At 47.2% G+C, this 16,077-nt stretch carries 12 protein-coding genes; 7 read left to right on the plus strand and 5 right to left on the minus strand.

The features are described from left to right. Nucleotides 1-285 precede the first annotated feature (285 nt). Together A3773_RS09625 and A3773_RS09630 are read left to right on the plus strand one after the other, a co-directional pair. Complete coding sequence (locus A3773_RS09625) at nucleotides 286-2,196, plus strand: PHA/PHB synthase family protein (RefSeq protein ID WP_082800595.1); 1,911 nt, start codon at nucleotides 286-288, stop codon at nucleotides 2,194-2,196. Between the two features lie 11 nt (nucleotides 2,197-2,207). Then, a complete protein-coding gene (locus A3773_RS09630; RefSeq protein WP_075109529.1) occupies nucleotides 2,208-4,598 on the plus strand; it encodes a plasma-membrane proton-efflux P-type ATPase in 2,391 nt (796 codons plus the stop codon). A 95-nt stretch (nucleotides 4,599-4,693) separates the two neighbouring features. On the opposite strand, the gene ahpF is transcribed toward A3773_RS09630, so the two are convergent. From ahpF to A3773_RS09650, 4 genes are all read right to left on the minus strand, one after another. Beyond that, entirely contained in the window at nucleotides 4,694-6,256 is a 1,563-nt protein-coding gene (gene ahpF, locus A3773_RS09635) for an alkyl hydroperoxide reductase subunit F (RefSeq protein ID WP_067985448.1), read from the minus strand. 145 nt (nucleotides 6,257-6,401) lie between these two features. Then, complete coding sequence (gene ahpC, locus A3773_RS09640; RefSeq protein WP_067985450.1) at nucleotides 6,402-6,959, minus strand: alkyl hydroperoxide reductase subunit C; 558 nt, start codon at nucleotides 6,957-6,959, stop codon at nucleotides 6,402-6,404. A 280-nt stretch (nucleotides 6,960-7,239) separates the two neighbouring features. Next, a complete protein-coding gene (gene trpB, locus A3773_RS09645; protein WP_067985451.1) occupies nucleotides 7,240-8,442 on the minus strand; it encodes a tryptophan synthase subunit beta in 1,203 nt (400 codons plus the stop codon). Between the two features lie 163 nt (nucleotides 8,443-8,605). Further along, on the minus strand, nucleotides 8,606-10,255 hold the full coding sequence (locus tag A3773_RS09650; RefSeq protein WP_067985453.1) for a methyl-accepting chemotaxis protein: 1,650 nt from the start codon (nucleotides 10,253-10,255) through the stop codon (nucleotides 8,606-8,608). Between the two features lie 564 nt (nucleotides 10,256-10,819). Between A3773_RS09650 and pdxB the strand changes: the two genes are divergently transcribed. From pdxB to A3773_RS09680, 5 genes are all read left to right on the plus strand, one after another. Further along, nucleotides 10,820-11,956, plus strand: coding sequence for a 4-phosphoerythronate dehydrogenase PdxB (gene pdxB, locus A3773_RS09660; RefSeq protein ID WP_075109530.1), 1,137 nt, complete (start codon nucleotides 10,820-10,822; stop codon nucleotides 11,954-11,956). Nucleotides 11,957-12,010: 54 nt separating this feature from the next. Beyond that, a complete protein-coding gene (locus A3773_RS09665; RefSeq protein WP_067985458.1) occupies nucleotides 12,011-12,715 on the plus strand; it encodes a flagellar brake protein in 705 nt (234 codons plus the stop codon). Then, entirely contained in the window at nucleotides 12,708-13,820 is a 1,113-nt protein-coding gene (locus tag A3773_RS09670) for an ATP-NAD kinase family protein (RefSeq protein ID WP_067985460.1), read from the plus strand. Before A3773_RS09665 ends, A3773_RS09670 begins: the two co-directional genes overlap by 8 nt. A gap of 90 nt (nucleotides 13,821-13,910) precedes the next feature. Beyond that, nucleotides 13,911-14,159, plus strand: coding sequence for a hypothetical protein (locus tag A3773_RS09675; RefSeq protein ID WP_156473493.1), 249 nt, complete (start codon nucleotides 13,911-13,913; stop codon nucleotides 14,157-14,159). Nucleotides 14,160-14,231: 72 nt separating this feature from the next. Next, nucleotides 14,232-14,801, plus strand: coding sequence for a hypothetical protein (locus A3773_RS09680; RefSeq protein ID WP_067985465.1), 570 nt, complete (start codon nucleotides 14,232-14,234; stop codon nucleotides 14,799-14,801). Between the two features lie 332 nt (nucleotides 14,802-15,133). Here A3773_RS09680 and A3773_RS09685 read toward each other — a convergent pair whose 3' ends face one another. After that, on the minus strand, nucleotides 15,134-15,850 hold the full coding sequence (locus A3773_RS09685; RefSeq protein WP_067985467.1) for a YebC/PmpR family DNA-binding transcriptional regulator: 717 nt from the start codon (nucleotides 15,848-15,850) through the stop codon (nucleotides 15,134-15,136). Nucleotides 15,851-16,077 lie beyond the last annotated feature (227 nt).

Genomic DNA, 16,077 nt, shown 5'->3' on the forward strand with positions numbered 1-16,077 from the left:
AGATTTCCGGCCACCTTAATGATGGGGGGCGGCGGTACTCACCGCTTAACAGCCTCCCTTCCGTGTCGTTGCCTCCATCACTATGTTTATAGCTATTTCTATAACCTCTCCCCACCCATAAGCGCCTCCATCAGAACCACCGATAATGCGCGTTACGCTAAATACTTTACATGTTAAGTAATAAAGCTTATAAACTTAACTTATCTCAATGTTGCGATGCAGCATTTCTACTACAATGAAGATAGATAGAGAACAGAATATTCCATAAAAGAAGAGGAATTTAGGATGGACTCGCACTCGTTAAAATCGGTTGGCGCTACTGATACTCACTCAACAGAGGATAATCATAAAGTGAGTGAAGAGGGGGCGGTGACGGATATTACCCGTCACGCCAATGCTGCTCATCAGTCTCCCGTGAACAGCAGGCGTCATTTAACGCCGCTGTTAGGTAAAGAGACATATTCCCCGCTTTCGTTTCAGGAAACCATGGATAAAAGTGTCAACGCAGCTATGTCCCATATAACGGGAGGCCTGTCACCGAGTGGTTTGTCAGCGGCGTATACGGATTGGGCTGCACATCTGATGACAGCGCCGGGTAAGCAGATTCAGTTGGTCGAAAAGGCCGCTAAAAAAGCGATACGTCTAGCTAATTATGCTGGTTTTTGTGCACCGGGTGTTAATCCTGAAACCGCGTCTCCTTGCCCTTGTATCGATCCATTACCGCAAGATAAGAGGTTTAGCGGAGAGGCGTGGCAGAAATGGCCATACAATCTTTTTTATCAATCCTTTCTGTTAAACCAACAGTGGTGGTACAACGCAACGACCGGTGTGCGAGGGGTTACTAAGCAGCATGAGAATGTGGTGGAGTTCGCAACACGCCAGATCCTAGATCTTTTCTCGCCCTCTAATTATCTGTTCACCAACCCTGAATTGTTAGAACAAACACAAAAAGAGAGCGGGCAGAATTTACAGCGCGGAATGCAAAACTTCCTAGATGACTTGCAGCGCACGCTTAATGATCAAAAACCTGCGGGGACTGAAGGGTTTCAAGTCGGTAAAAACCTCGCGGTCACACCGGGCAAGGTGGTTTATCGCAACCGTTTAATCGAGCTTATTCAGTATGACGCGGTTACGGAAACGGTGCACCCTGAGCCTATTTTCATCGTGCCGGCGTGGATTATGAAATACTATATTCTTGACCTATCGCCAGAAAACTCACTGGTTAAATACCTGACGGAGCAGGGCTTTACCGTGTTCATGGTGTCATGGAAAAACCCCGATTCTGATGATCGTGACCTAGGCATGGATGACTACCGAAACCTCGGTATTATGGACGCACTGGATCAGATCGACAGGATTACGGGAGGGCAGCGGGTTCATGGCGTTGGTTACTGCTTAGGCGGAACACTCCTTTCTATCGCGGCGGCAGCCATGGCGCGTGACGCTGATGAGCGTTTTAAAACCCTCTCATTATTTGCGGCTCAAACTGATTTCACCGAAGCGGGTGAATTGATGCTCTTTATCAATGAAAGTCAGGTCACTTTCCTTGAAGACATGATGTGGGAACAGGGCTACTTAGATACAAAACAGATGGCCGGAGCCTTCCAGCTACTACGTTCCAATGACTTGATTTGGTCACGTATGGTGCATGATTACCTTATGGGGGAGCGGGCGAAAATGAACGACCTCATGGCATGGAACAGCGATGCGACCCGTATGCCTTACCAGATGCACTCGCAGTATCTACGTCAACTCTTCTTGAATAATGCACTGGCTGAAGGCCGATACATTGTCGATAACCGGCCGATTGCGGTCTCGGATATTCGGGTGCCTGTTTTTGCCGTGGGTACAGAGCGAGACCATGTCGCGCCTTGGCGTTCGGTTTACAAATTACACCTACTTGCTGATACCGATGTGACGTTCCTATTGACCAGCGGTGGACACAATGCCGGTATCGTTTCCGAGCCAGGCCATCCCCGTCGCCGTTATCGAATGGCCACCCGTAAACATGATGATCGTTATCAAGATCCTGATACGTGGTTTGCTGAACATGAAGCACAAGAAGGATCGTGGTGGCCTGAGTTGGCCGGTTGGTTGAAGGATCGCTCTGGCGACTTAATCGAGCCGTCTTTTAGCGGAGACGAGGCGTTGCAACCTATTTGTGATGCACCAGGTACCTACGTGTTGCAAGACTAAGGGGAAGAATCATGCTTAATGATCTGCATACGGCTTCCGAATCGGCTCCAGTTAACGGCGGGCTCTCATCAGACGAGGCGAATCGCCTGTTGACGGAGCATGGCCCAAACGAAATTATCGAACAGAAAGAGAGTCCGCTGCGGAAAATCCTCTCTTACTTCTGGGGGCCTATCCCTTGGATGATTGAAGCGGCGGCCGTACTCTCTGCACTGGCTCAGGACTGGCCTGACTTTTTGATTATTCTTACCATGCTTGCTGTGAACGCCGGGGTCGCCTTTTGGCAGGAGCGTAAAGCAGATAATGCAGTTGAACTGTTAAAGAAAAAACTTGCTACGTCAGCGCGGGTGCTGCGTGATGGTCGTTGGCATGATCTACCTGCGCGCGAGCTTGTTCCCGGTGACCTCATCCATCTAAAACTGGGTGATGTGGTTCCCGCCGATGTTGAGTTACTGAAAGGTGCAGGGCTTTCCATTGACCAATCCGCCTTGACGGGTGAATCACTGCCTGTTGATAAAGCGGCCAAAGATGTAGCGTATTCTGGCTCCATTGTACGTTTAGGTGAGATGACAGCGGTGGTCACCGCGACAGGGATGAGAACCTATTTTGGTAAAACGGCCGCACTGGTCGAACAGGCGGGCGCACCATCACATTTTCAGCAGGCGGTTTTAAAGATCGGTAATGCCTTAATTGTGGCGACACTTGTGCTGGTAGCCGTGATCTTGATCTATGGCTGGTTCCGGGGTGATCCGCTGCTTGAGACTCTGCAGTTCTCGCTTATTTTAACGATAGCCGCGATTCCTGTGGCACTGCCTGCTGTGCTGTCGGTGACTTTAGCCGTTGGTGCGATGACATTAAGCCGCTTAGGCTCCATCGTTTCTCATCTTGCTGCGATTGAAGAGTTGGCTGGGATTGATGTGCTCTGTTCAGATAAAACAGGGACATTAACCCAAAATCGATTAGTTGTGGGAACGCCCGCATTGGTTGAGGCTGAACAGGCCGAGCGGGTGTTATTTGCCGCCGCGCTAGCCTGTGAGCCAGAGAGTAATGATCCAATCGATAGCTCTATTCTTAGCGCCCTAGATCATGCCGAAAATTTAGATCAGGCTCGGATTGATCTCTTCACGCCGTTTAACCCCGTGAGCAAAATTGCGGAGGTCGAGGTAACACTGGAGGGGGAAAAACGTTATATCGCTAAAGGGGCACCCCAATCTATTTTGGCGTGGGCGCAGGCATCGGCCGAGACGCAATCCGCAGTAGAAAAGCAGATTGATACACTGGCCACAGAGGGGTATCGCGCTCTGGCGGTTGCCGAACGTATAGGTGATGCACCCGCGCAGGTACTGGGTTTGCTGCCACTCTATGACCCACCCCGTGAGGATAGCGCGACAACCATTTCTGCCCTTAAGAAACTCGGTGTAGCGGTTAAAATGGTCACCGGTGATCATATTGCTATTGCCCGGCAGATTGCAGGTAAGTTGGGGATCGGTAGCCACTTTATTACGGCTGACAAGGCCTTTTCTAAAGAACACAAAATGACAGCAAGCGAGATCCTTGAGCGTGATGGCTATGCTCAGGTTTTTCCCGAACATAAATTTGAGATAGTGCAAACCTTGCAGTCCAGCGACCACTTAGTGGGCATGACGGGCGACGGTGTAAACGATGCCCCAGCACTGCGTCAGGCGGATGTAGGGATTGCGGTCAGTGGTGCCACGGATGCAGCACGCGCCGCAGCTGACTTAGTGTTAACGGAACCGGGCTTAGGTGTGATTCGCAGTGCGGTAGAGGAGGCGAGACGTATCTTTGAGCGTATGACCGCCTACGCTATTTTTCGTATCAGTGAAACTGTGCGTGTATTGCTGTTTATGACACTCTCCATCCTTGTGTTTGATTTTTATCCTGTGACCGCCGCGATGATTGTATTGCTGGCGCTATTAAATGACTTCCCGATCATGATGATCGCTTACGATAATGCTAAACCGGCACCGCACCCCGTACGCTGGGATATGCATCGGGTTTTAGTACTCTCTAGCGTCCTCGGTATCTTGGGGGTTATCTCTAGTTTTGGTCTGTTTTGGATTGCTGAGTCAATCTGGGAGTTACCGCGTCCGACCATTCAAACATTGATCTTTCTTAAATTACTGGTTGCTGGCCATTTGACCATCTACCTGACCCGTAACAGCGGTCATTTTTGGGATCGTCCTTTTCCTAGCCTTAAACTCTTTATCACGACAGAACTAACCCAAGTCGTTGGAACACTTGCTGCCGTTTACGGTTGGTTTGTTGAACCTATAGGTTGGTCGTTGGCACTATTGGTTTGGGGTTATGCGCTGGTGTGGTTCCTCATTAATAATATGGTGAAACGCTTAGTGTTGCGTAACTTTATAAAGCCTCATAAGGCTTAACTCAGTCGGTTCATATTAACGCTAGATCGCGTTCTATAGATAAAAAACCACCGTAGTACTGCGGTGGTTTTTTTATGGATCAGCTGAGGGTTTAATTAGTGACGAATCAGGTAATCAAATGCACCTAAGGCAGCGGTTGCACCCGCACCCATGGAGATGATGATCTGTTTAAACGGTACCGTTGTGACATCGCCTGCAGCAAAGACACCGGCTAGGCTGGTTTGACCACGGCTATCAATCACGATCTCACCTCGATCACTTAACTCAAGGGTGTCCTTCAAAAAGTCGCTGTTTGGTACTAGGCCAATTTGGACAAAGATACCTGCAACATCCACCACATGATTCTGATCTGTTTTACGATCTTGGTAGCTCAGTCCTACCACCTTGTTACCATCACCGAGAACCTCAGTGGTCATCGCATTTTTAATGATCGTAATGTTGGCTAGGGATTCCGCTTTTCTCACTAATACCGCGTCAGCACGTAAAGTATCAGCGAACTCCAAAACAGTGACATGCTCAACAATCCCCGCCAGATCTATCGCTGCTTCTATACCGGAGTTACCGCCGCCAATTACTGCTACAGGTTTTCCTTTAAAGAGTGGGCCATCACAGTGAGGGCAGAAAGCAACGCCTTTCGTTTTGTACTGTTCTTCGCCAGGTACGTTCATCTCGCGCCAGCGCGCACCGGTCGCTAGAATGATTGATTTAGCGGTGAGAACAGCACCGTTTGCCAATTCAACTTGCTTGATCTTTTTTCCGTGTTCATCGTCTATATCACGGATATCTACAGCACGCTGGTTCGTCATCACATCGATATCATATTCTTTAACCTGTTCTTCTAGACCCGCAACCAGCTTAGGGCCATCAGTGGCTTTAACCGAAATAAAGTTTTCAATCGCCATCGTGTCCATCACCTGACCACCAAAGCGGTCAGCAACAATACCGGTGCGAATGCCTTTACGCGCTGTGTAAATTGCGGCTGATGCACCTGCAGGACCCCCACCAACAACCAATACGTCAAACGGTGCTTTGGCGCTTAGTTCTGCGGCTTGTTTCTCCTCGGCACTGTCATCAACCTTATTCAGAATCTCTTCTAAGGTCATGCGGCCATTACCAAAGGGTTGGCCGTTTAATAGCAGGGTCGGTACGGCCATAATCCCCAGCTCGTCTACTTCGTCAGGGAAGACGCCGCCGTCAATCATTGTTGCGCTGATGTTTGGATTAAGCACCGCCATCAAGTTTATGGCTTGAACCACGTCCGGACAGTTATGGCAGGACAGCGAGATGTAGACCTCAAAGTTTAACGGCTTAGATAGGTGTTTTGCTTGCGTTTGTAACGCAGGGTCTTCCTTACTTGGGTAACCGCCGGCTTGTAGTAACGCCAATATTAATGAGGTGAACTCATGGCCCATCGGCACGCCAGCAAAGGTAACGCGGGCCATTTCACCCTGTGGAGCAACGGTCATACGAGGCACGCGGCCTACGTCATCGGTTTTGATCGTTAGGCTAATTTTGTCTGAAATCTCAGCGATTTCTCGTGCGAGGTTTTCCAGTTCTTTTGACTTTGGCGTTTCATTAATAGACACCGTCAACTCAATCGGATTATCGATCTTCTGAAGGTAGGTGCCCAGTTGTTGTTTCATGTTGCTATCTAACATAAATCACCACCCGGATTGAATTGAGTTAAAAATGTGTGAATTGCGGGGTAAATCCCACCACCAACGGGGTTACTCACGTTGATGGTGGGTGTTTCTTTTGGGTTATGGCACGTCTTAGGTAAAGGCGCCCGTTACCGGTGTCGGATTAGATTTTGCCAACAAGGTCTAGGGAAGGGGCCAGTGTTGCTTCACCCTCTTTCCATTTCGCGGGGCAGACTTCACCTGGGTGAGCCGCAACATATTGGGCCGCCTTGATTTTGCGCATTAGGTCATCAGCATCACGACCAATACCTTCAGCGGTGATCTCCATCGCCTGAATTACACCTTCTGGATCGATCAAGAAAGTCGCACGATCCGCAAGGCCTTGACCTTCACGTAGCACGCCAAAGTTGTTCGTGATTGTCGCTGTCTGATCGCCCACCATGTAGTAGTTGATGGTGCCGATGGCTTCAGACGTGTCGTGCCATGCTTTGTGGCAGAAGTGTGTATCAGTAGAGACAGAAAACACTTCAACGCCCATTTTTTGTAGCTCTTTATACTTGCTAGCAAGGTCTTCTAGCTCAGTTGGACATACAAATGTGAAGTCTGCAGGGTAGAAAAAGAAAACAGCCCATTTACCGATAACATCCGCCTCAGTGATTTCGACGAATTCGCCTTGTTTAAAGGCAGTGGCTGAGAAAGGTTTAATTGTTGTGTTAATCATTGTGGTAACTCCAGTCGTTAATATGTGGGCAAGCTCATCTGCTTGGGAACGAGATCTATGATGCATGACTGGATCTGATAGGTTAAATTGATTGTTTTTAATTATGTGATAGTAATATTCTATGCATTGGTTTTGAGCTGTATTAGGTGAGGGGCTAGTGCTTATAGAAAATGTGCGAACGTGTAGAAAGGTTTTTCAGGAGGATAGAAAGGACTAGATCTACCGTCAACCAGTAACTGATTGATAAAAAAGATTTAATCCTTTCTTTTTGCTTCAGATATTACAGGCCCAGCTTCTCTGCCACGTAATCAGCATCTTTATCACCACGGCCCGATAGGTTGACTAAGATGGTTTTATCTTTTGACAGGGAGGGTGCTTTACGCATGGCCCACGCGACCGCATGGGCGCTTTCTAAGGCGGGGATAATGCCCTCTATACGAGAGAGTTCCATAAAGGCGTCTAAACATTCTTGGTCAGAAGCGCTTTCATACTGCACGCGGCCTAAGTCTTTTAAGTAGCTGTGTTGCGGGCCTACACCGGGGTAGTCTAGACCTGATGCAATAGAATGCACGGGCATAGGTTCGCCCTCTTCGGTTTCTAAAACGTAGCACTTCATGCCGTGTAGGGTGCTGGGTTTGCCGAGTGTGAGTGTGGCGGAGTGTTCTTGGGTATCGAGGCCTTTACCGGCCGGCTCAATCCCCACAAGGTTGACGTTGTCATCGTTAAGAAAGGCGCTAAACATACCGATGGCATTAGAGCCACCACCGACACAGGCGGTGACATAGTCGGGTAGGTGGTTGGTTTTTGCTTGGAACTGTTCGCGCGCTTCGGTACCGATAATACTCTGAAAATCCCTAACCATTTTAGGGAAGGGATGGGGACCAACCACTGAGCCTATAGCATAGATGAAGTTCACAGGATCTTTTAGGTACTCTTCAAATGCACTGTCGACGGCGTCTTTAAGGGTAGCTGTACCTTGGGTGACGGACACTAATTTGCAGCCGAGTATCTTCATTTTAGTGACGTTCGGGTGTTCTTTTTCGATATCGACTTGACCCATGTGTATTTCACACGGGATGCCGACAAGGGCACAGGCGGTTGCGAGTGCGACACCGTGTTGTCCTGCGCCGGTTTCTGCAATCACTTTGGTTTTGCCCATAAACTTTGCAAGTAAGGCTTCACCTAAGCAGTGGTTTATTTTATGCGCGCCGGTATGGTTTAAGTCTTCACGCTTTAAATAGATCTGAGCGCCTCCAAGTTTTTCACTTAACCGTTTGGCATGATAAATAGGACTTGGGCGGCCAACGTAGTCTGCGAACAGTAGGTCAAGTTCTGCTTGGAATTCTGGCTTTTGACGGATCTCTTCATAGGCGTCGTTTATTTCGTCCATAATCTGCTTGAGTTCCGGTGGAATGATCTGACCACCAAACTCACCAAAAAAACCGTCTTTATTGGGCATCTCTGCGTAAGTAAATTTACTCATTGTTTATCCTGTGGCTCTGCTGTGCGCTCATCGTTGGCATATGTTTATAAGCGTGATGCTGTGAACTAAATTATAAGTTGCTTTGTGTATAGTTAAACCGCTAAAAAACAAAAAACCGCTGTGACATAAGGCCAACAGCGGTTTAATTGATCTAAACCTCTGTTTAGTGGTTTTCAGGCTTATACCCTATTCGGATGCCGCCCCAATGCTGACCATTAACAAAGATAGGTACTGATAGGTCATGCATGATTTCACCTGTATCCCGTTTGTAAGTTTGCAGCAGCATCGTATCGGTATGTGCCCCACAACGAGCGCCTGTGCGGTCGTTAAAAATACGTTTACTGCGGCTTTTAACGAGATCGGTTCCATAATCGCCAGTTAACGGGTGTGCGAACTGGTCATTGTGGGTAGGCACAAAGCCATTTATATCTGTGGCAATCACGTAGATAAGTTTTTCATGGCTGGTTAGGGCGGGCTCTTGAATGCTGGGTAGGATCTGGTCCGTTAACTTATCAAACTGGGTCGTATGCTTCAGCGGGTTGGAGCCCTCTACGGCAACATAGTCATGATCAAAAAGCGCAGATTGCGAGATTTGTCCTTGGGTGATGGCTTGCTCAAAGGCAGCGGAAACTTTGTCAGCGGTGTTCCGGGCAATATGATAAAAGGGTTGATGGTAGTTCTGTTCTGAGGAGGCGGCTAAAATGGAATTAGATTTCTCTGCGGCTTCCATCAGTGCTGAGGCTTGGCTGGCTAGCTGAGCAACTTCTGCATCACTGCCTTCGAGTTCATGGCGCACTGTTTGTAATGAGCTAAAGATAACTTCAAGGTTTTGGCGGTTGTTTTTAGCGCCTTCTGCAATGGTCGAGATCTGTTCTTCAACATCCGAAGATTGTTCGGAGATGTCGCCCAGCTGTTGGCTGATTTTTTCCATCGCTAAGGTGCCGTTTTCGACATCCGTCGATAAGGTTTGGATACGTGTCACCACTTGCTGTGTTTCGGAACGTATCTCGTCAATGATCTGTTCTACTTCGCCGGTGGCGCTGGCTGTACGTGATGCCAGTTGTCTTACCTCATCGGCAACAACCGAAAAGCCGCGCCCGTGATCACCCGCTCTAGCGGCTTCGATGGCGGCATTAAGTGCAAGGAGATTCGTTTGCTCGGCAATCTCTTCAATCACTTGGGTGACATCTTGGATTTTAAGTGACTTCTCATTGAGTTGTTCGATCAGTACTAAGGTTTCTGCCGCTTGCGCGTTAAGCTCACGAATATTGCTCATTGTTTCCGTTAACGCTTGCTGACCTTCGGCACCGGTGGTCTTTGCGCGGACCGCCATCGTTGCGGCAAGTTCTGCTTGTTGTTCAGATTGCTGAACCGTGACGGTCATCTCTTCAGAGTTGGTCGCTATCTGCGCCACTTCTTGTACTTGGTTATCTAATTTTACTTTAAGGGTATCCGCTGAGAAGGAGACCTCTGCCGCTGCAATTGCATTCGCGTTAGCACTGCTAGAGAGCTTGCCACTAATGTCTTCGTTATTGGCTAGTTTTTTAAACAGATCGCCAAAAAAGTAGGGCAGTAAGACCAGTTGATCGACCTTGGCTTCATTAACTAGGCGTATTTCATTTTTGAGAGGGCCCAACAGGACCTTATGTATGACGAAAAGTGAAATAAGAGAGGTTAAGAGTGCCGTTATGGTGAGAAGCGTGAGTGATAAGCTATCAACGTCTAGGGCAAAAGCTGCGCCTGCAGCCAGTCCAGTGATAATAAGCGCGGATAGAAAACCTTTGAAGTAATAACCAGACAAGGATCCGTTCATTTACTTTCCCTAGTAGACTGTTGTTATTTAGGAATGTTATTGCTAATAAAACAATGATTAATAAGCAATATAACACTAGGTATTATGGGTAAATGCTCTACTTTAGTATGAGTTTTTTGCCTGACGCCTGATGTAGATTAACAAAATGGTTTGGCAGGCTTGGAGAAGGGGGGTAGGGCTTTAAATTGTTGCTTAGTGATCGAATTCGAACCCAAGTTGGGTTTCCTTTCGTGCAACGTGGCGAAAGCCTTTACGTTTAAGCTGTTTACGAATTTCTCTGACCATGAGCCGCGCATCTTGATATGATGTGCTGACTGTTTGGTTGCAGGCACATTTGTTCTCGGTATAGTCCCCCCAGCTTTGGGTAACTATCCAATCGCCTACCAGGTCTTGATACATCCTTACGATGTAGTATTCCTGATGTTTCTGCCAACGAATGATCAAGTGAATTAGGTCCAATCAATATAAGTGGTTTTAGCCACTACTTCTTTGTTCATGTATAGAGAGTAAAGCCGCGAATTGAGCCTGAACTGAGCCTGTTTGTAAAGTCTGGAGATTGATAAATTGCTCGACAGAAAACTAAATATTTTAGCGGATGAGAATATGCCCCAAGTTGAGGCTATTTTTTCCCGTTTTGGCCCTGTGACCTTAAAGCCAGGCCGAGACTTAACACCGGCTGATTTACAGGGTGTTGATGTGTTATTGGTACGCTCTATAACCCAAGTGAATGAAGCACTCTTAGCGGAGAGTCGAGTTAAATTTGTAGGCACAGCAACCATAGGCACAGACCATATCGACCAATCGTATCTGGCCAGTCGCGGGATAGGGTTTAGTAATGCCCCGGGTTGTAATGCGGATGCGGTGGTAGAATATGTCTTGAGCTGCTTGTATTTAGTGGCGGAGCAACAAGGCTTTGATCCTAAAGAGAGAACTTACGGTATTGTCGGGGTTGGTAACGTGGGCGGTCGTCTTCAGCGTCGTTTACAGGCATTGGGTTATACCGTGCTGCTAAATGATCCCCCGCGAGCCCGTTCGGAAGAGGGGTTTGTATCCCTGGATCACCTACTCAAGCAGGCGGATGTGATCTGTTTACATACACCGCTCACAGAGACGGGTGAATATGCTACACAGCATTTGATCGCCGATCGCGAACTGGGTCAGTTACAAGATCATGCCATTATCCTAAATGCAGGGCGAGGCCCGGTTATCGATAATGACGCTTTGTTGGCCATTGGGAAAACCCGTCCTAGCCTGACCTTTATTCTAGATGTGTGGGAACATGAGCCTGCGGTAAACGCCGACCTAGCCGAGCGATGCGCTATTGTATCTCCCCATGTTGCGGGTTATAGCTTTGATGGTAAAATTCGTGGCACTTTTATGCTTTACCAAGCGCTGTGTAACTATTTGAACCTGCCGTGTAGTGAGTCACTTGATCACTTTCTCCCTCAATCCGAATTAGCGTGTGTTGAACAGGGTGAGCTAACAACGTTAGAGTTAATGCAGAAAGTATTTGATCCGCGTATCGATGATTACCTGTTGCGTCAAACATTGGCGTTACCCGAAACCGAACAAAAACAGGCGTTTGATCAGTTACGTAAGCAGTACCGTGTTAGGCGAGAGTTTTCGTCGCTCAGTGTTTCAGGTGCTAAGGATCCCAGCCAGATAGAAAGCATCGGCTTTAAACTCGCGGTTAAACGTTAAACCCTAGTTTATAAACATAGTCATCATCTCTAATGAGACTCAGTAAATACCTTAATGACAAAAGCTCTCGAATCACTTGATAGGTCACGCTCTCTTTCCGAACTTAACCCGCGTATAGGGGAAAAAGTTCAGATTGAAACCCGTGCACCACGAACGCGCTACTCTGTTCAGCTATTAGGCTATCGTGAAAACGGTAGCATGATGGTTTCAGCCCCTAAAAATGCGGCGGTCAATGCCGGTGCCCAAGTCACCGTGCGCTTAATGACCGGTAACTTTATCTGTGCATTCAGTGCGCGGATCTTAAAAATCCAGACCACCCCTTTTGGTTATTGGCATTTAGAATACCCCAAGGAAACAGAGATTAGACGGATCCGTAGCCATACGCGGGTGCCCGTCAATTTACTGGTCTCGGTGGATGAGTTTGAACAGGGGAAAGGACTTAGGCATGATTGGCCGGTCAGTGCCTATTGCACCGATATTAGTTTAAGCGGCGCCTGTATTGATGCCTCTGTCGCGTTAGGAAAACAGGGCGATAAACTGTTCATTACAACCCGTTTTTCAGTCGCAGGGGTTGACCAAATTATCTTAACGCCAGCACTGTTACGCAGCGTGACACCTCAAGAGGGAAGCGTGAGTAAAGTGGTGAGTCATGGCTTAGAATTTTTAGATATGGATGATGACACTCATCTGATCTTGGCGGGCTTTGTGTACCAACAGTTTTTGATTGAAACCGGTAATTTGGAGATCTTAGGTGTTTAAGTTAGGGCTGATTATTAATCCGTTGGCCGGTGTAGGCGGCAGTGTCGCCTTAAAGGGCAGTGATGGTGAAGACACCGCACGAACCGCCTTAGCCTTAGGTGCTGAGCCTAAAGCGGGTATCAGGACGCTACAGGCCCTTGACGTGCTAAAAGGGCTTGATATCGTTCTCATTACTTATCCCGCCGAAATGGGCGAAGCCGTTGCGCGCCAAGCGGGCTTTACTCCGCAGGTGATTGGCAGTATTCAGTCGGGTGCTACTTCGGCAAACGATACCATCCAAGCGGCCCAAGACCTGGTTAACTATGGCGTCGATCTTGTTTTATTTGCCGGAGGGGATGGCACTGCACGTAATATTTGTGCGGCGATTGCAGAGGAGGTGCCTGTATTGGGTATTCCTGCTGGGGTTAAAATCCATTCTGGGGTGTATGCCGTGACGCCGAAAGCCGCGGGCGAAATTATTGCCATGTTGGTTAAAGGTGAACTGGTCACGTTGGGTGATCAAGAGGTACGTGATATTGATGAAGTTGCATTTCGTGAAGGGCGCGTGCGGGCTAAATATTACGGTGACCTGTTAGTCCCCCAAGAGCATCGCTACTTACAACAGGTTAAAAATGGCGGCAAGGAATCGGAAGCCTTAGTGCTTGATGACATAGCGGCGGATATTATTGAGCGAATGGAGCCTGATACCTATTATGTGATGGGCTCAGGTTCAACCGTTGCGGCCGTAATGGAGCAGCTAGGGCTGCCTAATACCTTGTTGGGTGTAGACCTCATCAAAGATAACCAGTTAGTGGCTGCCGACTGTACCGCAGCTCAATTGTTAGACCTAACCGAAGGCGAACCCTGCCAAGTAGTGATTACCCTTATCGGCGGACAGGGGCATATTATTGGGCGGGGCAATCAGCAATTAAGTCCAGCACTGTTAATGCGGTTAGGTAAGCAAAACATCCATGTTATTGCGACTAAAACAAAGCTTAAAGCATTGGAGGGTAGGCCATTAATTGTCGACAGTGGCGATCCTGAGCTTAATCACCAGCTGTCAGGAGTGATTCCTGTTATTACCGGCTACCATGACTCCGTTTTATACCGCGTGGCTGATTACTAAACGTTAGGGTTAAGCACGTAGAGCCCACCGTGAACGATGGAGGAAATCTCATCTATACTGATGATGTTTGGTCGTTCGCGGGGTATCTCAATGTTTAAATATTTTGTTTTGTTCCACTGTTGGCTTGCTGCACCAAACTGGATGCGCGATCACACGCCAGATCAAGATCACTTTTATCGCCGTCTTTTTACCGCAAAGCATAAAGCCAAGCGGCGCAAGGTTAAGTCCATCTGGATTACTGCCCTTAGCGTATTACTGCTGTTTCCTTCTCCGCCCATCATTGTTGCAACGTTGCTGTTTACAACATTTCTCTCGTTTAGTTATTTAGATGAGTCTTAATGACATTCTTTTGTAATATTTCCTAAGTAAAGTGCCCATTAATTTTTTATTGATGAATTAATGAGGGTCTCCATGAAAAAACTGATTGCGAGTGTTGTGGTTGCAAGTGCAATGTTCTCCCTAGCGGGCTGCCATACCCATCAAGTTAAACAGGAAGAAGCGAAGTCGGTTTCTGCCGCTCAGCTTAACAACGATGATCTATACGAAGTTATGCATGAAGGTCGTTATTATGTGTTTGATGATTACACAACGTATCAGTCTTTTTTAACCGTAGGTGAAACCTCCTTCCGTAAAGTTTTCATTGGTGGTGGGCCTAAAGGTGAAACGCTTGTTTATGGTTTAACGAGCGAAGATAAGAAAAAAACATCAGGTATTGCCAGCATTGATATGTTTAATGGAAAACTTGAAGGTGCTGAGGATTTCTATGGTGAAATGCGTGGTGAAGATGGTCGCTTATACGTTTTTAGCACCCTCGAAGATATGGAAGATGTGCGCCTAGTGGGTGAAGCGCCTTACCGTTTTACGCAAATTGCGGCAGGCCCTCAAGGTCAAACAGTTGTTTATGTTTTAAACAAAGATAACAAGAAAAAACAGCCAGTTGAATTGATGGCTAAGTTCAAATCTATGAACAACATGAAATAAATATAAAAATTGTTCCCTTACAGGGAACTAATGCTTAGAACATAAGTCTACTCTTTATCCTGAAATACGGGTGACCTTGCAGCGATTAGTGGAATTTTTGTTTTGGTTAGTTGAGGGTCATTTTTAGCACTACTTTCTATACAGAAAGTGGTGCTTTTTTTTGTCTGAAATAAACGAATCCATCGATTGTTACACTAGCGCCAGCACCGCAGGCGTTAACCATAAATTATTTTTACCCATAAAAAAGCCCGCATTGCTAAGTGTGCGGGCTTTTTTATTAGGTAAGTACAGACGAGGCGAACGTTAAGGTTTGCGCGCTGTGTGCGTCTTACTTAGATCTCTGCGTTATGATAGATGTTCTGCACATCGTCTAGGTCATTAAGCATATCAATGAACTTTTCGAACATAGGCATATCATCTTCAGACACAGGGGACATGTTTTGTGGCACAAACTGGATCTCATCGACCTCTAGGTCAAGTCCTTCAATATTATCTTGCAGCGCTTTTTTCGCTTTAAAATAATCAGTATGAGGTGCGAAAACAGTAATTTTACCCTCTTCACATTCAATGTCAGTCACATCGACATCTTCCATCATAAGCGCTTCAAGTACCGCATCTTCGTCATCACCGGCAAACACAAAGATCGCACTGTGATCAAACATGTGGCTAACGCTGCCTTGGCTACCAATTTTACATTTGGTCTTATTAAAGCAGTTACGTACGTCACCAAATGTACGGTTAGGGTTATCGGTTAGGCAATCAACAATCACCATGCAACCACCCGGACCAAAACCTTCGTAACGGGCAGGAGAGAAATCTTCACCGCCGCCGCCTTTCGCTTTATCGAGTGCCTTATCAATTACGTGGGCTGGGACTTGTGCTTTTTTAGCACGTTCAACCAGACCCAATAGCGCCAAGTTACCTTCTAACTCGACACCGCCGGATTTAGCGCAAACATAAATTTCACGGCTGAATTTACTGTAAACCTTAGCCTTGGCGTCCGATGTTTTCGCCATTGACTCTTTACGGTTTTGATAGGCTCGACCCATTGCGATATTCCATACACTGATAAAAAGAACAAAATTTTACAGATAAGCGCCGCGTTATTAAACCACCAATTATGATTTGGTTAGATTGATTGCCGAAATGGGAGGTAAATCCCCTCTGTTTTGGCCAATGATGGATTAAAATAGGTAGGGTTGAGGTAATACAAGGGCTTATCTCAGGATTGTGACACGGGCTGAATACATTATCTGGTATATTTCTGCTCAGGTTA

The organism is Neptuniibacter pectenicola, assembly GCF_001597735.1.
Taxonomy (GTDB): Bacteria; Pseudomonadota; Gammaproteobacteria; order Pseudomonadales; family Balneatricaceae; genus Neptuniibacter; species Neptuniibacter pectenicola.

Coding starts and splice junctions, on each gene's coding strand:
- A3773_RS09680 (WP_067985465.1), top strand. CDS start 14,232: ATGAAAAAACTGATTGCGAGTGTTGTGGTTGCAAGTGCAATGTTCTCC.
- A3773_RS09650 (WP_067985453.1), bottom strand. CDS start 10,255: ATGAACGGATCCTTGTCTGGTTATTACTTCAAAGGTTTTCTATCCGCG.
- A3773_RS09630 (WP_075109529.1), top strand. CDS start 2,208: ATGCTTAATGATCTGCATACGGCTTCCGAATCGGCTCCAGTTAACGGC.
- A3773_RS09665 (WP_067985458.1), top strand. CDS start 12,011: ATGACAAAAGCTCTCGAATCACTTGATAGGTCACGCTCTCTTTCCGAA.
- ahpF (WP_067985448.1), bottom strand. CDS start 6,256: ATGTTAGATAGCAACATGAAACAACAACTGGGCACCTACCTTCAGAAG.
- A3773_RS09685 (WP_067985467.1), bottom strand. CDS start 15,850: ATGGGTCGAGCCTATCAAAACCGTAAAGAGTCAATGGCGAAAACATCG.
- trpB (WP_067985451.1), bottom strand. CDS start 8,442: ATGAGTAAATTTACTTACGCAGAGATGCCCAATAAAGACGGTTTTTTT.
- A3773_RS09625 (WP_082800595.1), top strand. CDS start 286: ATGGACTCGCACTCGTTAAAATCGGTTGGCGCTACTGATACTCACTCA.
- ahpC (WP_067985450.1), bottom strand. CDS start 6,959: ATGATTAACACAACAATTAAACCTTTCTCAGCCACTGCCTTTAAACAA.
- A3773_RS09675 (WP_156473493.1), top strand. CDS start 13,911: ATGTTTAAATATTTTGTTTTGTTCCACTGTTGGCTTGCTGCACCAAAC.